The following is an 18822-nucleotide window of genomic DNA, read 5'->3' on the forward strand; positions in this document are numbered from 1 at the left end:
CGGCCGTCAGGCGCGGCCCATCTTGGGCGCCGGCCCCGGATGGGGCACCGGGTGCGGCGGGGGCGTCGGCGGCGGCGCCGGCTTGGGGCGGGGCGTGGTGCCCGCCGGGTACGCCCCGGCAGACGACACCGGTCCGATGCCGGTCGGGTCGATCTCCTCCTCGGAGGGGAACACGTCGCCCCGCGGGGCGGGATCGCGGTAGCTGCTCATCGGCGTAGGGTTCCCCGACGGGGGCGCGGTAACCGTGCCCGATCGACCGGTTTCCGTCCCGCCGGTGCTCGTCGGATGATGCGTCCCGACGACCACGGTGTCGAACGGGGGTACGACATGGAGCTGCACCGCAACCGGGGGGCGTTGGTGCTGCCCCTGGCCTGCGTGATCGGGGGCGGGGTGCTGCTGGTGCTGCCGGGGGAGCACGTGCTGCTGCGCCGGCTGGTGGCCGTCGGCGCCGTGCTGCTGGGTGGGGGCGTGCTGGTCGGCCTCCTGCGCCCGTTCCGGTTCGTCGTCGGCGCCGACGGCCTGAGCGTCCGCCGCCCCGGGCTGCGCCGCACGATCGCGTGGGCGGAGGTCGCGGCGCTGGCGCTGGCGCGGCCTCCGGCCCGGCAGGGGCTGCCGTCGACGCCGCGACTGCTGCTGGTTCCCGCGCCGGGCGCGCTGGCCGACCTGCCGGCCGACGCGCACCATCCGGTCGACGGCCGGGCCGCGGTGGAGCTGCTGGACCTGGCGCGGGTCCGGGAGAGGCCCGCCGAGGTGGCGGCGGCGCTGACCCGGCACGCCGGGGACCGTTTCGTCGACGCGCTCGGCGGGGCCCCGGCCGCCGACCGCCACCGCACCCTGTGACCACCGCCGATGCCGGGCCGCGGCACAACTGGGCGGGCAACGTCCGCTACGCCGCCCGCCGCCACCACCGCCCCTCCTCGCTCGACGAGCTGCGCCGGCTGGTGGCGGGCAGCGACCGCCTCCGGGTGGTGGGCACCGGGCACTCGTTCAACCGCCTCGGCGACACCACCGGCGACCTGGTCTCGCTGGCCGGGCTGCCCGCGACCGTCGCGCTCGACCCGGACCGCCGGGCCGTCACCGTGCCGGCCGCCATGCGGTACGGGGACCTCGCGGCCTGGCTGCACGCGCGCGGGTACGCCCTGGCCAACCTCGCCTCGCTGCCGCACATCTCGGTCGCCGGGGCGGTCGCCACGGGCACCCACGGCTCGGGGGAGACGATCGGCAACCTGGCCAGCGCGGTCGCCGGGCTGGAACTGGTCACCGCCGGCGGCGACCTGCTGACCGTGGACCGGGCGGCCGACGGGGACACCTTCGCCGGGATGGTCGTGTCGCTGGGCGCGCTGGGCGTCGTCACCCGGGTCACCCTGGACGTGGTGCCGACCTTCGAGATCCGCCAGCACGTCCGCCTCGGCCTGTCCCGCGCGGCGCTGGACGCGGCGTTCGCCTCGGCGTACAGCGTCAGCGTCTTCACCGACTGGCGGTCGCCGCGGCTGCGGGAGGTGTGGGTCAAGCAGCGCGCGGACGCGGCCCCGCTCCCGGCGGACTGGCTCGGCACGACGGCGGCCGACGCGCCGCGGCACCCGGTGCCGGGCATGCCCGCGCGGAGCTGCACCCCGCAGCTCGGCGAGCCGGGCCCGTGGCACGAACGGCTGCCGCACTTCCGGCTGGGGTTCACGCCCAGCAGCGGGGCGGAGTTGCAGTCGGAGTACCACGTGCCGCGCGGCTCGGCGTCGGCGGCGCTGGCCGCGCTCGATCCGGTGGCGCACCTGATCGCGCCGGTGCTCCAGGTCTGTGAGCTGCGGGCGGTGGCCGCCGACGGGCTGTGGCTCAGCCCGAACCACGGGCGGGACAGCCTGGCCATCCACTTCACCTGGACCGCCGACGCGGCGGCGGTGCTGCCGGTGGTGGCGGCGGTGGAGGAGCGGCTCGCGCCGTTCGCGCCGCGCCCGCACTGGGGGAAGGTCTTCGGCCTCGCCCCGGCGGCGGTCGCCGCGGCCCTGCCCCGGTACGCCGACTTCCTCGACCTGGCGTGCCGGCTCGACCCGGCCGGCACGTTCCGCACCGACCTGCTCGACCACTACCTTCCCCGCGACTAGCGACCGGGCCGGCCGCCCTCCAGCTGCTCGCGGAGGCTGCCGCGCTGCACCGCCCGGCTGATGTCGCTCGGCGAGACGATCCCGACGAGGCGGCCGTCGGCCACCACCAGCGCACGGCCGTCGGCGCACTCGCTGAGCCGGGGGAGCAGCTCGTTCAGCGGCTCGTCCGGCCGGGCGAGCACCAGCTCGTCGGCGCGGCAGGCCACCTCGGCCAGCGTGGTGCCGGCCCGGCGGTCCGCCGGGATGCCGCGCACCCGGTCGAGGGTGACCAGGCCGACGGGCCGGTCGTCCTCGGTCAGCGGCAGCGCCGTGTGCCGGTACGCGAAGAGGTAGTGGTCGACGAAGTCGCCCACCGTCATCTGTCCCGACGCGGTCTGCGGCTGCGGCGTCATCACGTCGGCCACCCGGATGCCCTGGAGCGCGCTGCCCATCCGGGCCTGCCGCTCCTCCATGCCGGCGGCGCCGATCAGGAACCAACCGATCAGGGCCAGCCACAGCCCGCCGAAGCCGACGCCGGCCAGGAACTGCCACAGCCCCAGCCCGATCAGCACCGCGCCGAGCACCCAGCCGGCCCGGGCGGCGACGACCGAGGCCTTCGTCCGGTCGCCGGTCGCCTTCCACACGGCGGCGCGCAGCAGCCGCCCGCCGTCCAGCGGGGCGGCCGGCAGCGCGTTGAAGACCGCCAGCAGCACGTTGATGCCGGCCAGCCAGGCCAGCGAGCCCAGCAGCAGCCCCTCCACCCCGGCCACGGCGAGCACCACCGCGATCGCGCCGAAGAAGAGCCCGATCAGCAAGCTCACCAGCGGGCCGACGCCGGCGATGCGCAGCTCCGCGCCCGGGTCGCGCGCCTCGCCGCGCAGCTCGGCCACCCCGCCGAAGAGCCAGAGGGTGATCCCGCCGACCTCCAGCCCGTTGCGCTTGGCGACGATCGCGTGCGACACCTCGTGGGCGAGCAGGCCGAGGAAGAAGACCACCGCCGCCGCGAGCCCCGCCAGGACGTACGCGGCGACCGGCCGGTCCGGGTAGGCCCGGGGGAACTGGTTGGCCGACAGCCCCCAGGCGATCAGCGCGAAGATGACCAGGACGCTCCAGTTGACCCCGACCGGCACGCCCGCGATCCGGCCGAGCCGGAAACTCGCCCTCATGTTCGGGTACTACCCGCGACAGCCCCGCCCATGCCAGTTCGGAGGGGCATGCTGGCCGATGCCGCGACGGGCGGACCGTCGATGACGAGGTCATGGCCGGTAGCCGCGCCGGGACCTGGCGTGGTCAGCGCTCAGGCCCACCGCCAGCGGAAATGACGGACGGCGACCCGCTGAACCAGTCGGGCCGCCGTTCGCAGAATGGAGATCAGAGCGGGCGGATGTTCTCCGCCTGCGGGCCCTTCTGGCCCTGGGTGATGTCGAACTCCACCCGCTGGTTCTCATCGAGGCTGCGGAAGCCGCTCGATGCGATCGCGGAGAAGTGGGCGAAGACGTCGGGGCCGCCGCCGTCCTGGGCGATGAAGCCGAAGCCCTTGTCGGCGTTGAACCACTTCACGGTACCTGTAGCCATGTCTGCTCCTTCGCAGGCTGTTGGAGACCGCACGGTGTGCGGACTCTTACGCCGCCGCGTTGATCGCCCGCGCCGAACCGACACGACAAACGAAAAGAGCGCCTGGAGGAGGTTTCAGATAACCCCATCAGGCGCCGGAAACGTCTACGGAAATCAAAACTGCAACAAGGAGACCGTAGCACAGGCGGGTGACAGCCCCTGGCCTCGCTGCGTGTGTACCTGTCCTGGCGGTGTCACATCCGCAGGTCTTCGGGGTGCGGCAGACGGTCCTTCTCGTGGTGGAGAAGGACCGTGCGGCGCGGGGTCAGGTAGCGCCGGCCTGCTGGCGGCACTGGTGGTCGCGGTTGTGCTGGAGGGCTTCTTCCAGCTGGTCTTCGAGGATGATGATCCGGCAGGCGGCTTCGAGGGCGGTGCCCTGATCGACCATCTCCCGGGCCCGTGCGGCCAGGCGCAGCTGGTAGCGGGAGTAGCGGCGATGTCCGCCGGCGGAGCGGAACGGGATGATCAGCTTCGCCTCGTCAAGGCGGCGCAGGAAATCCTGCGAGGCGCCCACGATCTCGGCGGCGCGGCCCATGGTGTAGGCGGGGTAGTCGTCGTCGTCGAGCATGTCGTCGGGTTGGGCCATGCATTCCTCTTCGTGAACGAGGGCCCCGGCGCAACACGCGCCGGGGCCCAGGGTTACGGGTTGAGTACACCATCTACCGACAGGTTCGTCGGGTTCTCGTTTCCGCACCGTGCCGCTATCGGCAGGCGGTGCGAGGATCGCATAAGCGTGACCGGAGACCACCTCACGTTCGATGGGACTACGGCGTCCACCTCAGAACTTGCACTACGTCCTGACGGCGGGCGATCCAACGGCGTCCAGCCCTCCCTTTCCTCTTCTTCCATTGCCCACGGTTGCTATCCGCCGATGCCGGAGCCCCACGCGACTTCATGGCCCCGCACATGTGCGGCGGATCCTTGCTGCATCAGGCGGAGCCCCGAACCTTGCGTCGGCCCTGCCTGCGGTCTGCCCTGACCTGGAGTTACGTCAAGGTCTTGTCCTGCACTTGCCGTGGTGCGTGCGGTGATGTGGTTCCACCGCAGTTGCCGAGCGAGCCGCGAGAAGTTCCGGGCCCTGCTTCGACGCTCAGCCTGCTCTCGTCAGCGTCTTTAACCGATCTCTGTCGTCAACGGAGGCAACATTACCCAGCCCCACCGAGAATGTCTAGTCTCGGGAGACCAGATTTTCTCGGCCGCTGATCACGGGTTTCCCCACCGGGCCGCCGGCCCGCGGCAATGTGCACCCGGCGACGCGCAGGTCAGCCAGGGCTTCGAGATGACCCGCGCGGTACGCGAGGTCCTGCTGGGGGCGTCTGGCATCGGCCGCACTCGCCGCTCGCCTGGCGGGTCTGGACCGGGCCGCCACAGTGCTCGGCGAGCCGGTCCGGTTCGTGGCTGTCTGAGCTGTGGCGTGCAATCAACTGTCGCGGCGACGTTGACGGCCTCCCGGTGGACGTATACCTATGTAGTCATCGTCGTCAATCTCTTGGTCGCCGCCACGAGCCGATGGCCGGGAGACGCAGAGGAGTCCATGTGAACCGACGTACCTTCCGCCGCGCCGTCCTGTCACTCGGCATCGCGACGACCACCCTGGTCGCAGCGATCGGCACCCCGGCGTACGCCCGGCCCGACCACCCCGCACCGGCCCCGGCGGTCGCCAGCCCGGTGTTCGCCATCACCGACGGCGTGGCCCGTCAGGTGGCCCTCACCGGTCGGTCCGAGCTGACCCGGTTGGGCGGCTCCGCCGTGAACGGCCCGGTCGACCTGCTCGCCGCCGGCGTCGACGCCCGGCTCGCCGGTGACCTCCGCGCCGCCAACCAGCGGCTGCTGGTCGCCAAGGGCCTGCCGGGCGGCACCGGCTCGCTGTTGCGGTTGCGGCTGGCCCACCCGGACATGCGCGCGGCGCTGGCCCGCGGCGAGGCACCGCTGGTGGCCGCCACCCCGCCCGACGACTCGGCGACGAGCGTGACCGCCTACGACCGCTCCGGCGGCACAGTGGTGCTGGATGCCACGCGGGTGCCGCGGCAGCCGGTGCTCGTGGTGGACGTGGACACCGAGCGGGCGCTCACCGCGGGGCTGGCGATGATGCGCCAGGAGTTGGGCGAGAGGGGCATCGGCCAGGCGGCTCCGGCGCGTCCGGCGACCCGCGCCTCCGGGGTGACCGCGTCGGCCGGTTACTGGGCCACCAAGGTCGACGCGGTCCGGCTGAGCGACGACGAGGAGCCCTGGATCAAGGGGGACGCCGAGATCTACAACCTCGTGGCCGGGTTCGGGTTGGACGGCAAGGTCAAGGTCGACCTCGTGCAGATGCCGTACCTGGACCACGACGGCACCACCTACCAGCCGAACCAGCTGCTGGTGCACTTCTCGTCGTACAAGTACAACCTGGCCGACGTGGTGATGATGGAGGACGACGGGGACACCAACTACGCGGCCCTGGTCAAGGCGATCGCGGGCGCCCTTCTGGTGATCGTGGACGGTGGCGCGTACACCCCGTTGGTCAACGCGATCCTGGATGCCGTCCCCACCTCCTGGTACACCGACGACCCGGACTTCGTGGACGCCTGGTACACCCTGAGCACCGCCAGCAGCGGCCGGAGGCACGGCGCCGCCGCCAACGGCTGGATGGACCTCTCCCCGTACTGGGTCGCGCAGTTCTGACCGGCCCGCTCTTCGGGCATGGTGGCGGGGTGGCGCGGTTGACCGTGGCGACCGACGATCCGTACCTCTGGCTGGAAGATCTTGATGGTGCGGACGCCGCGCGGTGGGTGCGGGACCGCAACGCGGAGACCGTCGCCGCCCTGACCGGCGGCGACGCCTTCGCCGCCCTGCGCGCCGGGTTGCGGGAGGTGCTCGAGGCGGAGGAAATGTCTGTCAGTTCCGCTCGACCCCGCTGGACGTCTTCGGGCAGCGGATCGTCTATTCATTTATATATTTCCATGCATTACAGTGGCGCCGTGCCAGCCCGTACGGGTACAGGCGGCCCACGGCGGCCTCCCGGCATCCCCTACTTTCCGTGGAGAGGTGCTCGTGATCGGTAACTCCTCAGCGCGCCGCCGCACCCTGCTGGCTGCCGCCGCTGGTCTCGTCGTGGCTCCGTGGGCGGCGACCGGCGTCGCGCACGCGGCGGTCCCGAAGGTCTACCTCGACCCCGGGCATGGCGGCACCGACCCCGGCGCCGTCGGCAACGGCCTGACCGAGAAGGCCCTGACCCTCAGCATCGCGCTTCAGACCCGCGACATCCTCAAGGCCAGTTACAGCGTCGACGTACGGATGTCCCGCACCTCGGACATCACCCGCAGTCTCACGTACCGCACGAGCGACGCCAACGCGTGGGGCGCCACGATCTTCGTCAGCATCCACATCAACTCCGGCGGCGGTACGGGTTTCGAGAGCTACCGGTACCCGGGCACCTCCAGCGCCCTGCACAGTCCGGTGCACTCGCGGGTCCTGTCGGGCATGCGCACCGTCGGCTCGGTCACCGACCGCGGCCTGAAGACCGCCAACTTCCATGTGCTGCGCGAGACCGCGATGCCCGCCGTCCTGACCGAGAACCTGTTCATCGACACCGTGGCCGATGCGAACCTGCTCAAGCGCGCCGCCTTCATCACCGCCACCGCCCGGGGGCACGCCAACGGCATCGCCGCCTACCTCGGTCTCTAGGGTGCTGCGTCGCTGAGCCGCCTGCACGCCGCGGCGGGTTCGGCGAGGACGCCCGTCCGTGGTCCTGGCCGTATGTTCGGGGGTGGCTGCTCGTCCGGGTCGGCAGTCACCCCATGGTCATGGCCGTGATGGAGTCAGCCAGCGGCTTTGGCGACGATGCGACTGATCTCCTCCTGACCGAAGGCCCGCATGGTCGTGGTGCGGACGTTGCCCGCCCCGCCGAGCCGCAGGAGCGCCGCGGAGGCGGTCTCGTCGTCGGGGGCCTCGACGGCGGCCACGAGGTCGTACGGACCGGCGGTCCACCAGATGTTCAGGAGATTCGCCCCGAGCTTCTGTGTCGCTGCGGCGAAGGCCTCGGCGCGCTTCGCGGTGTCCTTGAAGCCTTGGATCCCCTGATCGGTCCAGTTCAGCAACGCGACATACGTCGGCATGGTCCTTCACCTCCATGAAGAGATCTCAGCGTAAGGCAGTTTTCTGGGACATAAGGGTCGAAATTGACCAGGCATTCGGCGTCGGTGGTGGACTGGGGTGCGGCCGGTGTGGCGTGACGAGCTGCTGACATTCCGTCAGTATGCAGAGGGTATGGTCAGAGTATGACTCGCCGCATCACGATCAGCCTGCCCGACGACGTGGCCGCGTACGTCGAGCGCACGCAGGGCACCACGTCCGGTTTCATCGCCGGGATCCTTCGTCGGAAGATGCGTGCCGACAGTCTTCGTGCGAAGTGGGCACAGCTCGGCTACGTGGTCACCGACGAGGACGTCGAGCAGGCCCGCGCCCGCCTGGCGGCTCTCGCGCCCGTCAGTGACGAGCAGCACGCCCGCAACGTCGAGTGGCTCAGCCAGTTCGACAACGAGGGGACTGCCGCCGCGTGAACGGTCTCGTCCTCGACACCTCCGCCCTGCTGGCGTACGCGTCGGGCACGAGCGTCGAGCCCGGTGCCATGCTGACCCTGGCCGAGGAGGATCCCGACCAGCAGGTGTGGATTCCGGCGCTCTGTCTCGGGCAGGCGCAGCTCGAACTCGCGGGCACGCCCGCCGCCAGCATGCTTGATCTGCTGTTCACGGAGGACCGCGACATCCAGGTGGCGGTCTACGACGCCGCGACGAGTCGGCGGGTGGCCCGCATCGCGGCGGCGTTCACCGTGTCACTGGATGTCGCGCACGCGATCGCCACGGCGATCCTCCACCGCTGTTATCTGGTGACCCGGGACCGGAAGGCCATCGAGGCTGCGGCGCCACCCGGCTTGGACGTCTTCGACATCGGCGAGACCTGGGACTGACGCGCAGCGGTGGTGGCGGCCGGACCTGCCGCAACGGCGGGTGGGGCGGCTTGCCACCGCGTCAGTCGGTGGTGCCGGCCGGGGCCACCCGGGGCTTGGGCCAGCGGGCGAGGGCCGGCCTGTCCAACAGGTAGTGCTCGTGGTTCACGCCGCGTCCGGCTTGGTGGCGTCGACCGGGCCCGTCAGGTCGGGTGGTCCTCCGCTCTTGAGCCAGTCGGCGAACTGCCGCCGCTTCTCGTCGCCATGCCGACAGCCGGCCGGGTCCGAGTGTGTCCGCCCCGTCGGGGATAGTGGCGAGGTGGCTGGGTTGACCGTGGAGAGCGACGACGCGTACCTCTGGCTGGAAGATCTTGATGGCGCGGACGCCGCGCGGTGGGTGCGGGACCGCAACGCGGAGACCGTGGCCGCCCTGGCCGGCGGAGAGGCGTTCGCCGCCCTGCGGGCCGAGCTCCGCCAGGTGCTCGACGCGGACGACCGCATCCCCTACCCCGGGTGGCGCGGCGACCATCTCTACTACAACTTCTGGACCGACGCGGCGCGCCCGCGCGGGGTCTGGCGACGGACGACCCTGGAGCAGTACCGCCGGTCGGAGCCGGAGTGGGACGTGCTGCTCGACCTGGACGCGCTGGCCGCCGAGGAGGGCGAGAGCTGGGTCTGGGGCGGCGCGACGGTGCTGCGGCCCGGCTACGGGCGCGCCCTGGTGAGCCTCTCCCGGGGTGGGGGCGACGCGGTCGTGGTGCGGGAGTTCGACCTCGACCGCCGCGTCTTCGTCGAGGACGGCTTCACGCTGCCCGAGGCGAAGAGCGACGTGGGCTGGATCGACGCCGACCACGTCTACGTCGCCACCGACTTCGGGCCCGGCTCGCTGACCTCCTCGGGCTATCCCCGGGTGGTCCGGCGGTGGCGGCGGGGCACGCCGCTGGCCGAGGCCGAGATCGTCCACGAGGGCCACGCCGACGACGTCGCCGTGTGGGCCTCGCACGACCCGACGCCCGGCTTCGAGCGTGACTTCGTGGGCCGCCGGCTGGACTTCTACCGCTCGGAGCAGCACCTGCTGACCGCGACGGGGGAGCGGATCCCGGTGGCCGTGCCGGAGGACGCCGGGTGGGACGTGCACCGGGAGTGGCTGCTCGTCCGGCCGCGCTCGCCGTGGACGGTCGACGGGGTGACCCACCCCGCGGGCGCCCTGCTGGCGACCCGGTTCGACGCGTTCCTCGCCGGGGAGCGGGAGATGACGGTGCTCTTCCGCCCCGACGACCGTACGGCGCTCAGCGGCTGGTCCTGGACCCGTAACCGGCTGATCCTGGCGGCCCTCGTCGACGTGAAGAGCCGGCTGGAGGTGCTGACGCCCGACGGGGAGGGCTGGCGGCGGGAGGCGCTGCCCGGGGTGCCGGAGTTCGACAACAGCGAGGTCGTGGACACCGACCCGGACAACGACGACGCCTACCTGCTCGTCTCGGAGGGGTTCCTCCAGCCGGCGACGCTGCGCCTCGGGCAGGTCGGCGGAGCGGTCGGGACGCTCAAGCGGGCACCGGCGTCCTTCGACGCGGACGGCCTGGCGGTACGGCAGTTCTTCGCCACCTCGGCCGACGGCACGCGGGTGCCGTACTTCGTGGTGGGCGACCCGGACGCGCCCGCCGGTCCGACGCTGCTCACCGGCTACGGCGGGTTCGAGATCCCCCTGACCCCGCACTACAGCGGGGTGATCGGCCGGGGCTGGCTGGCCCGGGGCGGCACCTACGTGGTGGCGAACATCCGGGGCGGCGGGGAGTACGGCCCCGGGTGGCACCGCGCTGCGCTACGGGAGAACCGGCCCCGCGCGTACGAGGACTTCGCGGCGGTGGCGGCGGACCTGGTGACCCGGGGCGTCACCACGCCGCAGCGGCTCGGGGTCGAAGGCGGCAGCAACGGCGGCCTCCTGACGGGGGTGATGCTTACCCGCCACCCGTCGCTCTTCGGGGCGGTCGTCGCGCACGTGCCGCTGCTGGACATGCGGCGCTACCACCGGATGCTGGCCGGCGCCTCGTGGATGGCCGAGTACGGCGACCCGGACGTGGCGGCCGACTGGGAGTTCCTGCGCGGATACTCGCCGTACCACAACGTCGACGGCGACCGGGCGTACCCGCCGGTCCTGCTCGTCACCTCGACCCGCGACGACCGGGTGCATCCCGGGCACGCCCGCAAGATGGCGGCCCGGCTGCTGGAGCGCGGCCACGACGTGTCCTACTACGAGAACGTCGAGGGCGGGCACGGCGCGGCGGCCAACAACGAGCAGCGCGCCTTCGTCTGGGCGCTGACGCTGGAGTTCCTGTGGCGAAAGCTGGCCGGGCAGGCGCGCCCGCCCCTGCCGCGCCAACCTGTGCCGGTCGACGTCGAGTCCATCGACCGGGCGTCCGGGGCGACTGCACCGGCCCGCCGGGCGGGAAGGCAGACAGCCGACGGCTGAGCGGCTACCCGGTGTCAGTCGGCGGTGCCGGCCGGAACGACCCAGGTCGTGGGCTGTCCGGTGATTGAGGTGATCATGTCGAAGTCGCCGTCGTAGTGGAGGACGGTGACTCCATGTCGCTCGGCGGTGGCCGCGATGAGCAGATCCGCCATCGAAAGTGCACGGTGGTTGCCCTTGTGCAGCGCCTGCACCTGGATGTCGATCGCCCGGTCCCAGATCTCGTCGGGCGTGGACAGCCACCGGAAGCCGCTCAGCAGCCACCGGGCACGCTGTGCGTCCTTGGCGGTGCGAGCACTGTGGATGACCTCGATCTCCACCGCCCCGCAGACCGCGAGTAGCCCCCGCTCGGAGAGCTCCTCGAGTACCGGGGCCACGCGTGGCTTGGGCCAGCGGGCGAGCGCTGACTTGTCCAGCAGGTAGTGCTCGTGATTCACGCCGCGTCCGGCTTGGTCGCCTCGACGGGGCCGGTGAGATCGGGCAGCCCGCCGCTCTTGAGCCAGTCGGCGAACTGTCGCCGCTTCTCGCGGTCGACGATCGCCTTGAGGGCCGCGTTGACGGTGGCCTTCTTGGTCGTGGTGCCGAGGATCTTGCCGGCCTCGGCAAGCAGCTCGTCATCGACGTCGAGAATCGTCCGGCTCACGGTTGACTCCTCGGTAGGTGGGACCTGCCGATGATATCAACCTGGCCTAAAGTTGATATCATTACCGCGCGCCTGGCTGCTGGCGGTGCCTGCCTGGTCCGACCGCGACTGTTCTCGACGGCGGGGTGTCGGTGAGGTCGGGACCGGCGTTCAGGCCGTCGGGGGCGGGGCGGGTAGCTCGTCGACCACCACGACCTCGGTGCCGGGGCGGACCTTCGCCAGCAGCTCCCGCTGCCCGCTCTTCGTCAGCCGGATGCAGCCGTTGGTGGTGTTCCGGCCCAGCTCGCCGTCGTGGTACCAGCTGTGGATGCCGATGTGCGCCCCGCGTAGGCCGGCCGGCACCGAGTCGGGGTCGTCGGGCACCGAGCCGAGGGCGTAGATGTCGACGCCCCCGTACACGCTCTGCGGCGGCGGGGTGCGGCCGAGGATGAAGGTCCGGCCCAGCGGGGTCTCCTGGCCGCGCTGGCCGAGGCTGACCTCCCAGCTGCGCACGGCCCGGCCGGCGCGATACCAGGTGAGGCGGTGGTGCCTGCGCTCGATCACGATCTGGTCGGTCAGCGCCACGGTGGTGTGGCCGCCGGGCGGCAGCCAGGCGAGCGTGCGGTTGGCCGACGGGAGCAGCACCGCCGTCCAGCCGGCCCGCCGTTGGGCGATCGGCATGGTCAGCTCGACGCCGCTGATGGTGGGGTCGAGGAACGCCAGCGGCCGGCCGCCGGGGGCGGTGTAGGCGGCGACGCGGCGGGTCGGGTGCAGGCCCTCGGTCAGCGGCGTGGTGTCCATCGTGTCCGGATCGGCCGGGAAGCCGGTGGGAGCCGGGCCGTAGTCGACCACCGGCAGGTCGTCCGGCGCGGGCGCGGCGACGGGCACCCGCTCCGGCGTGGCGCTGGTCGGGGCCGCGCCGGTCGGCGCGGGCGGCCCGACGACGACCGGCGGCGCGGTGGGCTCGGCCCCGGGGGTCAGCACCCAGCCGGTGGCCCCGCCGGCCAGCAGGAGCAGGGGTACGCCGACGGCGGCTAGCGCGCGGACCTGTCGCCGGTCTATTCGGTCAAAACGCACATACTAACTGTAACGGGTGAACGGCGGCGAAACCCCGTCCCGGCCGGAATGCCGGCCGGGACGGGGTCCACAGGGGCGGAGCCTCAGCTCAGCCGCGCGCCCACGTGGATGGCGATCGCGTCGTGGGCGGGCACGTTCGCGGCGAACCAGCCGCCGCCGTCCACGGTGATCACCGGCCCGCTGCACGTGCCGTTGCTGAAGGTGCCGTGGACGACGTCGCAGTAGCGGCCGGCCGGCAGCCCGCTCTGGTATGACCGGCCGTTGACCGCGGAGTCCTCGTCGTTGATCGTGACGTAGCCCTTGCCGGACCGGCCGAAGGCGATGTGGTTGTTGCCGTTGTCGTACCAGTTGACGACGCCGGCGCCCTCGGTGGCGTTGCGGAAGCCGACCATGTTGGCGATGACCGGCCAGCGGTGCTCGCACTCCCAGCCGGAGTAGCAGGTGGCGTTCAGGGTCCGTCCCGAGCTGTCCGAGGGCGGGCCCTGGTCGCGCTGGCTGAACGTGTAGCTCGACATCACCGTCGGGGAGCCGTACGGCCAGGCGAGCATGAACGCGTTGGCCAGCGCGTAGATGCCCCGGTCGCGGTAGGTCAGCACCCCGCCGACGTCGCGCTGGGTGTCGTGGTTGTCCACGAAGACGGCCGCCGACCCACTGGGCAGGTGCCCCCACCCCTCGCCGAAGTTGCGCAGGTAGGCCAGCTTCTCGGAACGGAAGACCCGGGCCAGGTCCTTGCCGTAGCGGAACTCGTGCACGTCGCCGTTGCCGGTGTACTCGCCCGGCTGGATCGGCTCACCGGCGCCGTGGATCACCTCCTGCACGATGTACGCCGAGCGGGACAGCTTGCCCCTGATGGCGGCGATGTCGGCGGCCGGCATGTGCTTGCTGGCGTCCATCCGGAAGCCGTCGACGCCCAGCGAGAGCAGGTCGTTGAGGTAGCCGGCGATCTTCGTCCGGACGTAGTCCGACTCGGTCTTCAGGTCGGCGAGGTTGACCAGCTCGCAGTTCTGCACCTCCCACCGGTCGTTGTAGTTGGCGATGTCGTCGCCGCCGTTGCGGCCGCAGTGGTGGAAGTCCTGCGTCTGGTAGATCCCCGGGTAGTCGTAGTGCCCGTACGCCGAGCCGGCCCAGCCGGTGCCGCCGTTGTCCTGCCCGGACATGTGGTTGACGACCGCGTCGACGACCACCTTCACCCCGGCGGCGTGGCAGGTGTCGACCATGGACTTGAACTGCGCGCGGGTGCCCTTGCGGGACTCGATCCGGTAGCTGACCGGCTGGTACGCCAGCCACCACTGCGAGCCCCGCACGTGCTCCTGGGGCGGCGAGACCTGCACCCAGCCGTACCCCTTCGGGCCGAGATTGGTGCGGCACTCGGTGGCCACCGACGACCAGTTCCACTCGAAGAGGTTGGCGATGACCTTCTTGCTGCCTGCCGGGGCCGCGCCGGCCGGGGGAGCGGTCGCGGCGGTGGGGACGATCAGGCCGGCGATCACGCCGAGGGCGACGATCGCCGACAACCGTCGACGTCTCTGCATGGAGGACTCCTGACGGGGGATGGGGGACGGGGCGGTGGCGAGGCCGGGAGGCCCCGGTGGTGCCAGGATCTTGCAGTACGGCTTGAAAATTTCCGAAAGGTTACAAGCGCATTGCAAGCGCTGTCAATGCATGGGCATGCGTGGATGTATTCGGGGCTGCCGGCCCCGTATGACGGCCAGGCGCCGGCGACCGAGTGGTCAGGTGGCCGCATCATGGTGGCGTACGACCGGATCGACCGCCACCAGGTCGAACAGCCAGGAGTAGTCGCCGCGCGGCTCCGCAGACACCATGGCAGCTTGCCATCCCCGCCCGTCCGGGAAGCAGCGGCACCGGCAGGCGTCAGGAGAGGTGCCGGGCTCGCCTGAAGACTTGTCAGGCGGAGCCGACGAGCAGCCCGCGATCGGCCATGAAGGCCCGCAATGTCTCCGCGTCCTCAGCGGACATCAGGCGGCGTGGGATCACGGTCGCCGGCATCCGGCCGACGTACACGATCCAGAACTCGGGGGTGTCCCGCACCCGGGCCACCCCGTCCCAGGCGATACCACCGGACTCCGAGCCGCTGCGCATCATGATGTTGTCGTCGGTGATGTCGTAGGCGCCCTCGACGGCGTAGCGACCGGAGCGACGCCGGGCCCGCCACTGCACCCACGGCGAGTACATCATCGACAGCAGGCCACCCAGGACCATCGCCATGCACAGCGACGAGACCCGGTCACCCCACGAGAACCCCCGCGAGACGGCGAACCCGATCGCCCCGACCGCTGCCAGTGCCGCGCCGACGTAGCCGAACTTGCGCAACCGGACACTGCCGAGCGCAGCGGCCACGCGGCCCGGGTAGGCGGGATCGGCGGGGACGTCGAAACGGATGTGCACGTCAGAACGATAGTGCCCCCCACCGTTCGTCGGCAGCGCCTGACTCGCACCGGCTGGCCGGATCGTCCGTCATCAGCGGTACGACCCTCGACGCACCGCCCCGGGATGACCTTCTCGCCTGCCTCGTCGCAGCAGGATCGGGTGGCACAATGCGCCTGTGTCGATCTCCGCGGAGGGCTCTCCCAAGGTTCGCATCGTCACGGCGTTGCTGCGGGACGACAATCGGGTGCTGTTGTGCCACCGATCTCCTCAGCGCCGTTGGTATCCCGACGTCTGGGACATGCCCGGTGGGCACGTGGATCCCGGGGAGCTGCCCGGCGCGGCACTCGCCCGGGAGCTTCGGGAGGAGCTGGGCATCGACATCGCGGCGCCGTTGGGTCCGCCCGTGCACGAGGTTCATGCCGACACGTTCGACATGCAGATCTGGCTGATCGAAGCGTGGACGGGGTCTCCGGTCAACGCCGCGCCGGACGAACACGACGCCATCGCGTGGTTCACCGAGGACGCGCTCGGAGAACTGTCCCTGGCTCATGACAGCTACCTCGCGTTGTTCAGCAAGGTCCTTGGCGAGCATCGAGCCTGACCACGACCGGACCCTCTGAAGATCACACGCGGGCCCCCGCTCCGGCACCGGTGCGCGGAATTTCCGCGCGCCGGTGATCCGCCCGCCCTGCCCGTCCGTACTCGATGGGGAACAGGGCCGGCCGGTGGTGCGCCGCCGCGAGACGATCGAGGAGCAGATGGCCCGGGCACAACGGAACCAGAAGCCGCCCACCGTCCGGACCACCAGCACCAGCCGGGGGGCCCGCACCCGGTCCCGGCCCGCGGTGGCCCTGCTGACCCTCTCGGCGCTCGCCGCGCTGTGGGCCGCCACCATGCTGACCGGCGCCGGCTCGGCCGCGTACGCGTACGGCTTCTTCTTCACCGAGTTCTTCGCCGGGGTCGTCGCCCTCGTGGCGTTGAGCCTCACCGTGATGATGGGGCTGCTCGCCACCGACCGGCTGGTGCTGCTGATCCGGCACCGGGTGCTGCTCCAGTCCGCGCACCGGGCCACCGGCATCCTCGGCGTCGCCGGGCTGGTCTTCCACGTGCTCACGAAGATCGCCACCGGGCGGGCGGCGAGCACCGACGCGGTGGTCCCCTTCGTCGGTGGGCGGGGCCTCTACGTCGGCCTCGGCACGGTGGCCGCCCTGCTGATGGTGAGCGTGCTCTGGACCGGTGTCGTCCGGGCCCGCTTCGCCGGGGTCGGTCCGAAGTGGCTCTGGCGGACCCTGCACTCGGCCGCGTACCTCTCCTGGCCGTTCGCCATCGTGCACGGGCTCAACGCCGGGCGGCCCGCGAAGCCCTGGGTGCTGCTGAGTTATCTCGCCTGCGTCCTGCTGGTCGTGCTGGCGCTGCTGGTCCGCCTCTCCGTCAGCCTCGGCCGGCGCCGCCGGGAGCAGCACCAGGCCGCCGCGATGAACCAGGCCCTGGCCGGTCGGCCGGCCGAGGACGCCCCGCGCCGGTCGCTGTTGCGGGGTCGGACCCGCCGCGCCGACCGGACGGCGGAGCCGGAGCGGCGCGCGGCGACCTGGGCCGGCGCCACGATCGCCGGTGCCACGGTCACCGGCACCTGGTCCGCCCCCGCCGCGCGCCGCCGCGACCCGGAGCGGTTCACCGTGCCGGCCGTGCCCGAGCCCGGCACGCTCCGCGACCCGGCACGCCCGCGCCGACGTGCGGCGGAACCCGTCCCCACCGGCCGCCGCCGCGCCGGCGGCGAGACCACTCGCCGGGACCGGGCGGAGCGGGACGGGGCGCGGCGCCCCTCCGCGCCGCCCCGCCGCCGCGAGGAGGCCGAGGCACCCTGGGACAGCCCCCGACGCTGGGAGCCGAGCGACCCGATCTACGCCGGGCCTGTGTCCGCCGGGCCCGTGTCCGCCGCGCCGCGCAGCGGCGGTGGCCGGCACAGCGTCGAGGACGACCGGGACCTCGAACCGGACTACTGGCGGCCCCCGGTCCGGTACGTCCCCGAGGAGGTCCCGCTGCCGGCCGACGACACCCCGACCCTGGTCGACCTCGCGTCCCGGCGGGCACGCCGGGCCGCCGGCGAGAGCCGGTCCGTGCGCCGCCGCCGGGTCAACGCCGACGCCGTCGACGGGGCGTACTGGGCCGGGCTGCGGGGTGAGGCGAAGTGATCCGGACGACCGTGCCCCCGGTGGCCTGCGTCGGCGAGCCCCGGCTCACCGCCGGCTTCGCCGAGTTCGGCCGGCTCGACCTGCCCGCCCACGAGGAGGTGCACGGGCCGGTCGGGCCGATGGAACCGGCCATCCTGCTCCGGCTCGCCGAGGGCGTCCAGCTCAAGGGCAAGGGCGGCGCGGGCTTCCCGTTCGCGAGGAAGCTCCGCGCGGTGCTGGAGTCCTGCGAGCGGCGGGACCTCCCGGCGGTGGTGGTGGTCAACGCCACCGAGGGGGAGCCGGCGAGCTGGAAGGACAAGGTGCTGCTCACCCGGGCCCCGCACCTGGTCCTCGACGGCGCCGCGCTGGCCGCGTACGCGCTGGACGCCGAGGAGATCGTCGTCGGGGTGGCCGACGACGGGGTGGGCCGCGACTCCCTGACCGAGGCGCTGGAGGAACGCCGGATGCCGTCGCCGACCAGCATCGTCACCGTGCCGCACCGGTTCATCTCCGGCGAGGGCGGAGCGCTGGTCAACGGCATCAACGGCATGCCGCACATCCCGCCGGGCACCAAGCGACGCTCCAGCGACTCCGGCGTCGGCGGCCTGCCCACCCTGCTCTCCAACGCCGAGACGTACGCCCAGCTCGCGGTCGCCGCCCGGCTCGGCCCGTACGAGTACGCGGCGCTCGGCACCGACGACGAGCCGGGCACCGTGCTGCTCACCGTCACCGGTGCGGCGGGACGCCCGGCGGTGGTGGAGTGCGCGGCCGGCACCGCGCTGCGCGAGATCCTCGACCTGTGCGAGGCGCCGGACGGGCCGGGCATCCTGACGGGCGGCTACCACGGCAGGTGGATCACCCGGGAGGCGGCCGACCGGGCGGAGATCTCCCGCAAGGGGCTGGCCGCCGTGGGCGGCACCCTCGGCGCGGGCATCCTCGTCCCGCTCGGCGCGGACACCTGCCCGCTCGGCGAGGCCGCCCAGGTGGTGCGCTACCTGGCCGGCGAGTCCGCGGGGCAGTGCGGCCCGTGCCGGATGGGCCTGCCCGACCTGGCCCGCGCCGTCGACCTGGCGGTCTCCGGCAGCGCCCCGGTGGAGGTGGTCCGCGCCGCCGCCGGCGACGTGAAGGGCCGCGGGGCGTGCAGCCACCCCGACGGTACGGCCCGGTTCGCGCTCTCCGCGATGGAGGTGTTCGCCGAGGACCTGCGGCTGCACACCACCGGCGAGGGTTGTGGCCGGCGGGTCCGGGCGGTGATGGGCCTGCCGGGCGCCCCCGACCCGAATCCGCAGCGGCTCACGCTGGACTGGTCCCGCTGCGACGGGCACGGGCTGTGCGCGCACGTGGTGCCGGACTTCATCCGGCTCGACGGGAACGGCTACCCCGCCTTCCCGCCCACCCCCGTGCCGACCTGGCTGCGCGAGGGCGCGCGCAAGGCGGTCAAGGTCTGCCCCGAACTCGCGCTGCGACTCACCCCCGCCCCCTGA

Annotated in this window: 20 protein-coding genes; 10 read left to right on the forward strand and 10 right to left on the reverse strand. The window is 72.5% G+C overall.

All coding sequences use genetic code 11. The features are described from left to right. Positions 1 to 6: 6 nt before the first annotated feature. The gene (locus tag RM555_RS12410; RefSeq protein ID WP_311411880.1) at positions 7 to 210 is read right to left on the reverse strand and encodes a hypothetical protein; all 204 of its coding nucleotides are present in this window, start codon (positions 208 to 210) and stop codon (positions 7 to 9) included. A gap of 75 nt (positions 211 to 285) precedes the next feature. Between RM555_RS12410 and RM555_RS12415 the strand changes: the two genes are divergently transcribed. Further along, the gene (locus RM555_RS12415) at positions 286 to 840 is read left to right on the forward strand and encodes a hypothetical protein (protein WP_311411881.1); all 555 of its coding nucleotides are present in this window, start codon (positions 286 to 288) and stop codon (positions 838 to 840) included. Continuing rightward, a complete protein-coding gene (locus RM555_RS12420) occupies positions 837 to 2096 on the forward strand; it encodes an FAD-binding protein (protein WP_311411882.1) in 1260 nt (419 codons plus the stop codon). Before RM555_RS12415 ends, RM555_RS12420 begins: the two co-directional genes overlap by 4 nt. Here RM555_RS12420 and RM555_RS12425 read toward each other — a convergent pair. The 3 genes from RM555_RS12425 to RM555_RS12435 all read right to left on the reverse strand — a co-directional run bounded on the left by RM555_RS12425 (position 2093) and on the right by RM555_RS12435 (position 4275). Next, a complete protein-coding gene (locus tag RM555_RS12425) occupies positions 2093 to 3241 on the reverse strand; it encodes a site-2 protease family protein (RefSeq protein WP_311411883.1) in 1149 nt (382 codons plus the stop codon). The two genes, RM555_RS12420 and RM555_RS12425, sit on opposite strands and share 4 nt — an antisense overlap. Positions 3242 to 3446: 205 nt before the next feature. Further along, positions 3447 to 3650: a cold-shock protein gene (locus RM555_RS12430; protein WP_151453711.1), complete on the reverse strand. Its 204-nt coding sequence runs from the start codon at positions 3648 to 3650 to the stop codon at positions 3447 to 3449. A 304-nt stretch (positions 3651 to 3954) separates the two neighbouring features. Then, complete coding sequence (locus tag RM555_RS12435) at positions 3955 to 4275, reverse strand: MerR family transcriptional regulator (protein WP_311411884.1); 321 nt, start codon at positions 4273 to 4275, stop codon at positions 3955 to 3957. Between the two features lie 950 nt (positions 4276 to 5225). Here RM555_RS12435 and RM555_RS12440 point away from each other — a divergent pair. Both RM555_RS12440 and RM555_RS12445 read left to right on the forward strand, forming a co-directional pair. Beyond that, positions 5226 to 6353, forward strand: a complete 1128-nt coding sequence (locus tag RM555_RS12440; RefSeq protein WP_311411885.1) for a DUF3103 family protein — start codon at positions 5226 to 5228, stop codon at positions 6351 to 6353. Positions 6354 to 6716: 363 nt separating this feature from the next. Then, positions 6717 to 7355, forward strand: coding sequence for an N-acetylmuramoyl-L-alanine amidase family protein (locus RM555_RS12445; protein WP_311411886.1), 639 nt, complete (start codon positions 6717 to 6719; stop codon positions 7353 to 7355). A gap of 134 nt (positions 7356 to 7489) precedes the next feature. Here the strand turns inward: RM555_RS12445 and RM555_RS12450 are convergent, their stop codons facing one another. Next, positions 7490 to 7786: a GYD domain-containing protein gene (locus RM555_RS12450; protein WP_311411887.1), complete on the reverse strand. Its 297-nt coding sequence runs from the start codon at positions 7784 to 7786 to the stop codon at positions 7490 to 7492. A 162-nt stretch (positions 7787 to 7948) separates the two neighbouring features. Here RM555_RS12450 and RM555_RS12455 point away from each other — a divergent pair, with 162 nt between their 5' ends. The 3 genes from RM555_RS12455 to RM555_RS12465 all read left to right on the forward strand — a co-directional run bounded on the left by RM555_RS12455 (position 7949) and on the right by RM555_RS12465 (position 11083). Continuing rightward, the gene (locus tag RM555_RS12455) at positions 7949 to 8230 is read left to right on the forward strand and encodes a hypothetical protein (protein WP_311411888.1); all 282 of its coding nucleotides are present in this window, start codon (positions 7949 to 7951) and stop codon (positions 8228 to 8230) included. Next, positions 8227 to 8637, forward strand: coding sequence for a type II toxin-antitoxin system VapC family toxin (locus RM555_RS12460; RefSeq protein WP_311411889.1), 411 nt, complete (start codon positions 8227 to 8229; stop codon positions 8635 to 8637). Before RM555_RS12455 ends, RM555_RS12460 begins: the two co-directional genes overlap by 4 nt. A 298-nt stretch (positions 8638 to 8935) precedes the next feature. Beyond that, complete coding sequence (locus tag RM555_RS12465; RefSeq protein ID WP_311411890.1) at positions 8936 to 11083, forward strand: prolyl oligopeptidase family serine peptidase; 2148 nt, start codon at positions 8936 to 8938, stop codon at positions 11081 to 11083. Positions 11084 to 11097: 14 nt separating this feature from the next. Here RM555_RS12465 and RM555_RS12470 read toward each other — a convergent pair whose 3' ends face one another. The 5 genes from RM555_RS12470 to RM555_RS12490 all read right to left on the reverse strand — a co-directional run bounded on the left by RM555_RS12470 (position 11098) and on the right by RM555_RS12490 (position 15185). Beyond that, complete coding sequence (locus RM555_RS12470) at positions 11098 to 11517, reverse strand: PIN domain nuclease (protein ID WP_311411891.1); 420 nt, start codon at positions 11515 to 11517, stop codon at positions 11098 to 11100. Then, a complete protein-coding gene (locus tag RM555_RS12475; protein ID WP_151456768.1) occupies positions 11514 to 11723 on the reverse strand; it encodes a type II toxin-antitoxin system VapB family antitoxin in 210 nt (69 codons plus the stop codon). Before RM555_RS12475 ends, RM555_RS12470 begins: the two co-directional genes overlap by 4 nt. A 150-nt stretch (positions 11724 to 11873) precedes the next feature. Then, positions 11874 to 12779 carry a L,D-transpeptidase gene (locus RM555_RS12480; protein WP_311411892.1) on the reverse strand — a complete coding sequence of 302 codons (906 nt, stop codon included), beginning with the start codon at positions 12777 to 12779 and terminating at the stop codon, positions 11874 to 11876. An 83-nt stretch (positions 12780 to 12862) separates the two neighbouring features. Continuing rightward, positions 12863 to 14311 (reverse strand): alpha-amylase, encoded by a 1449-nt coding sequence (locus RM555_RS12485; protein WP_311411893.1) that lies wholly within the window; start codon positions 14309 to 14311, stop codon positions 12863 to 12865. 373 nt (positions 14312 to 14684) lie between these two features. Then, positions 14685 to 15185 (reverse strand): YcxB family protein, encoded by a 501-nt coding sequence (locus tag RM555_RS12490; protein ID WP_311411894.1) that lies wholly within the window; start codon positions 15183 to 15185, stop codon positions 14685 to 14687. Between the two features lie 157 nt (positions 15186 to 15342). Between RM555_RS12490 and RM555_RS12495 the strand changes: the two genes are divergently transcribed. The 3 genes from RM555_RS12495 (at position 15343) to RM555_RS12505 (ending at position 18822) form a co-directional block, all read left to right on the forward strand. Then, a complete protein-coding gene (locus RM555_RS12495; protein ID WP_311411895.1) occupies positions 15343 to 15768 on the forward strand; it encodes an NUDIX hydrolase in 426 nt (141 codons plus the stop codon). 124 nt (positions 15769 to 15892) lie between these two features. Then, positions 15893 to 17359: a ferric reductase-like transmembrane domain-containing protein gene (locus RM555_RS12500; protein ID WP_311411896.1), complete on the forward strand. Its 1467-nt coding sequence runs from the start codon at positions 15893 to 15895 to the stop codon at positions 17357 to 17359. After that, positions 17356 to 18822, forward strand: coding sequence for an NADH-ubiquinone oxidoreductase-F iron-sulfur binding region domain-containing protein (locus tag RM555_RS12505; protein WP_311411897.1), 1467 nt, complete (start codon positions 17356 to 17358; stop codon positions 18820 to 18822). Before RM555_RS12500 ends, RM555_RS12505 begins: the two co-directional genes overlap by 4 nt.

Source organism: Micromonospora reichwaldensis, from assembly GCF_031845925.1.
Taxonomy (GTDB): Bacteria; Actinomycetota; Actinomycetes; order Mycobacteriales; family Micromonosporaceae; genus Micromonospora; species Micromonospora reichwaldensis.

Bases quoted from the DNA above. Each gene is read 5' to 3' on its own strand.
- RM555_RS12410 (WP_311411880.1), bottom strand. From the start codon at position 210: ATGAGCAGCTACCGCGATCCCGCCCCGCGGGGCGACGTGTTCCCCTCC.
- RM555_RS12415 (WP_311411881.1), top strand. From the start codon at position 286: ATGATGCGTCCCGACGACCACGGTGTCGAACGGGGGTACGACATGGAG.
- RM555_RS12425 (WP_311411883.1), bottom strand. From the start codon at position 3,241: ATGAGGGCGAGTTTCCGGCTCGGCCGGATCGCGGGCGTGCCGGTCGGG.
- RM555_RS12430 (WP_151453711.1), bottom strand. From the start codon at position 3,650: ATGGCTACAGGTACCGTGAAGTGGTTCAACGCCGACAAGGGCTTCGGC.
- RM555_RS12435 (WP_311411884.1), bottom strand. From the start codon at position 4,275: ATGGCCCAACCCGACGACATGCTCGACGACGACGACTACCCCGCCTAC.
- RM555_RS12450 (WP_311411887.1), bottom strand. From the start codon at position 7,786: ATGCCGACGTATGTCGCGTTGCTGAACTGGACCGATCAGGGGATCCAA.
- RM555_RS12455 (WP_311411888.1), top strand. From the start codon at position 7,949: ATGACTCGCCGCATCACGATCAGCCTGCCCGACGACGTGGCCGCGTAC.
- RM555_RS12485 (WP_311411893.1), bottom strand. From the start codon at position 14,311: ATGCAGAGACGTCGACGGTTGTCGGCGATCGTCGCCCTCGGCGTGATC.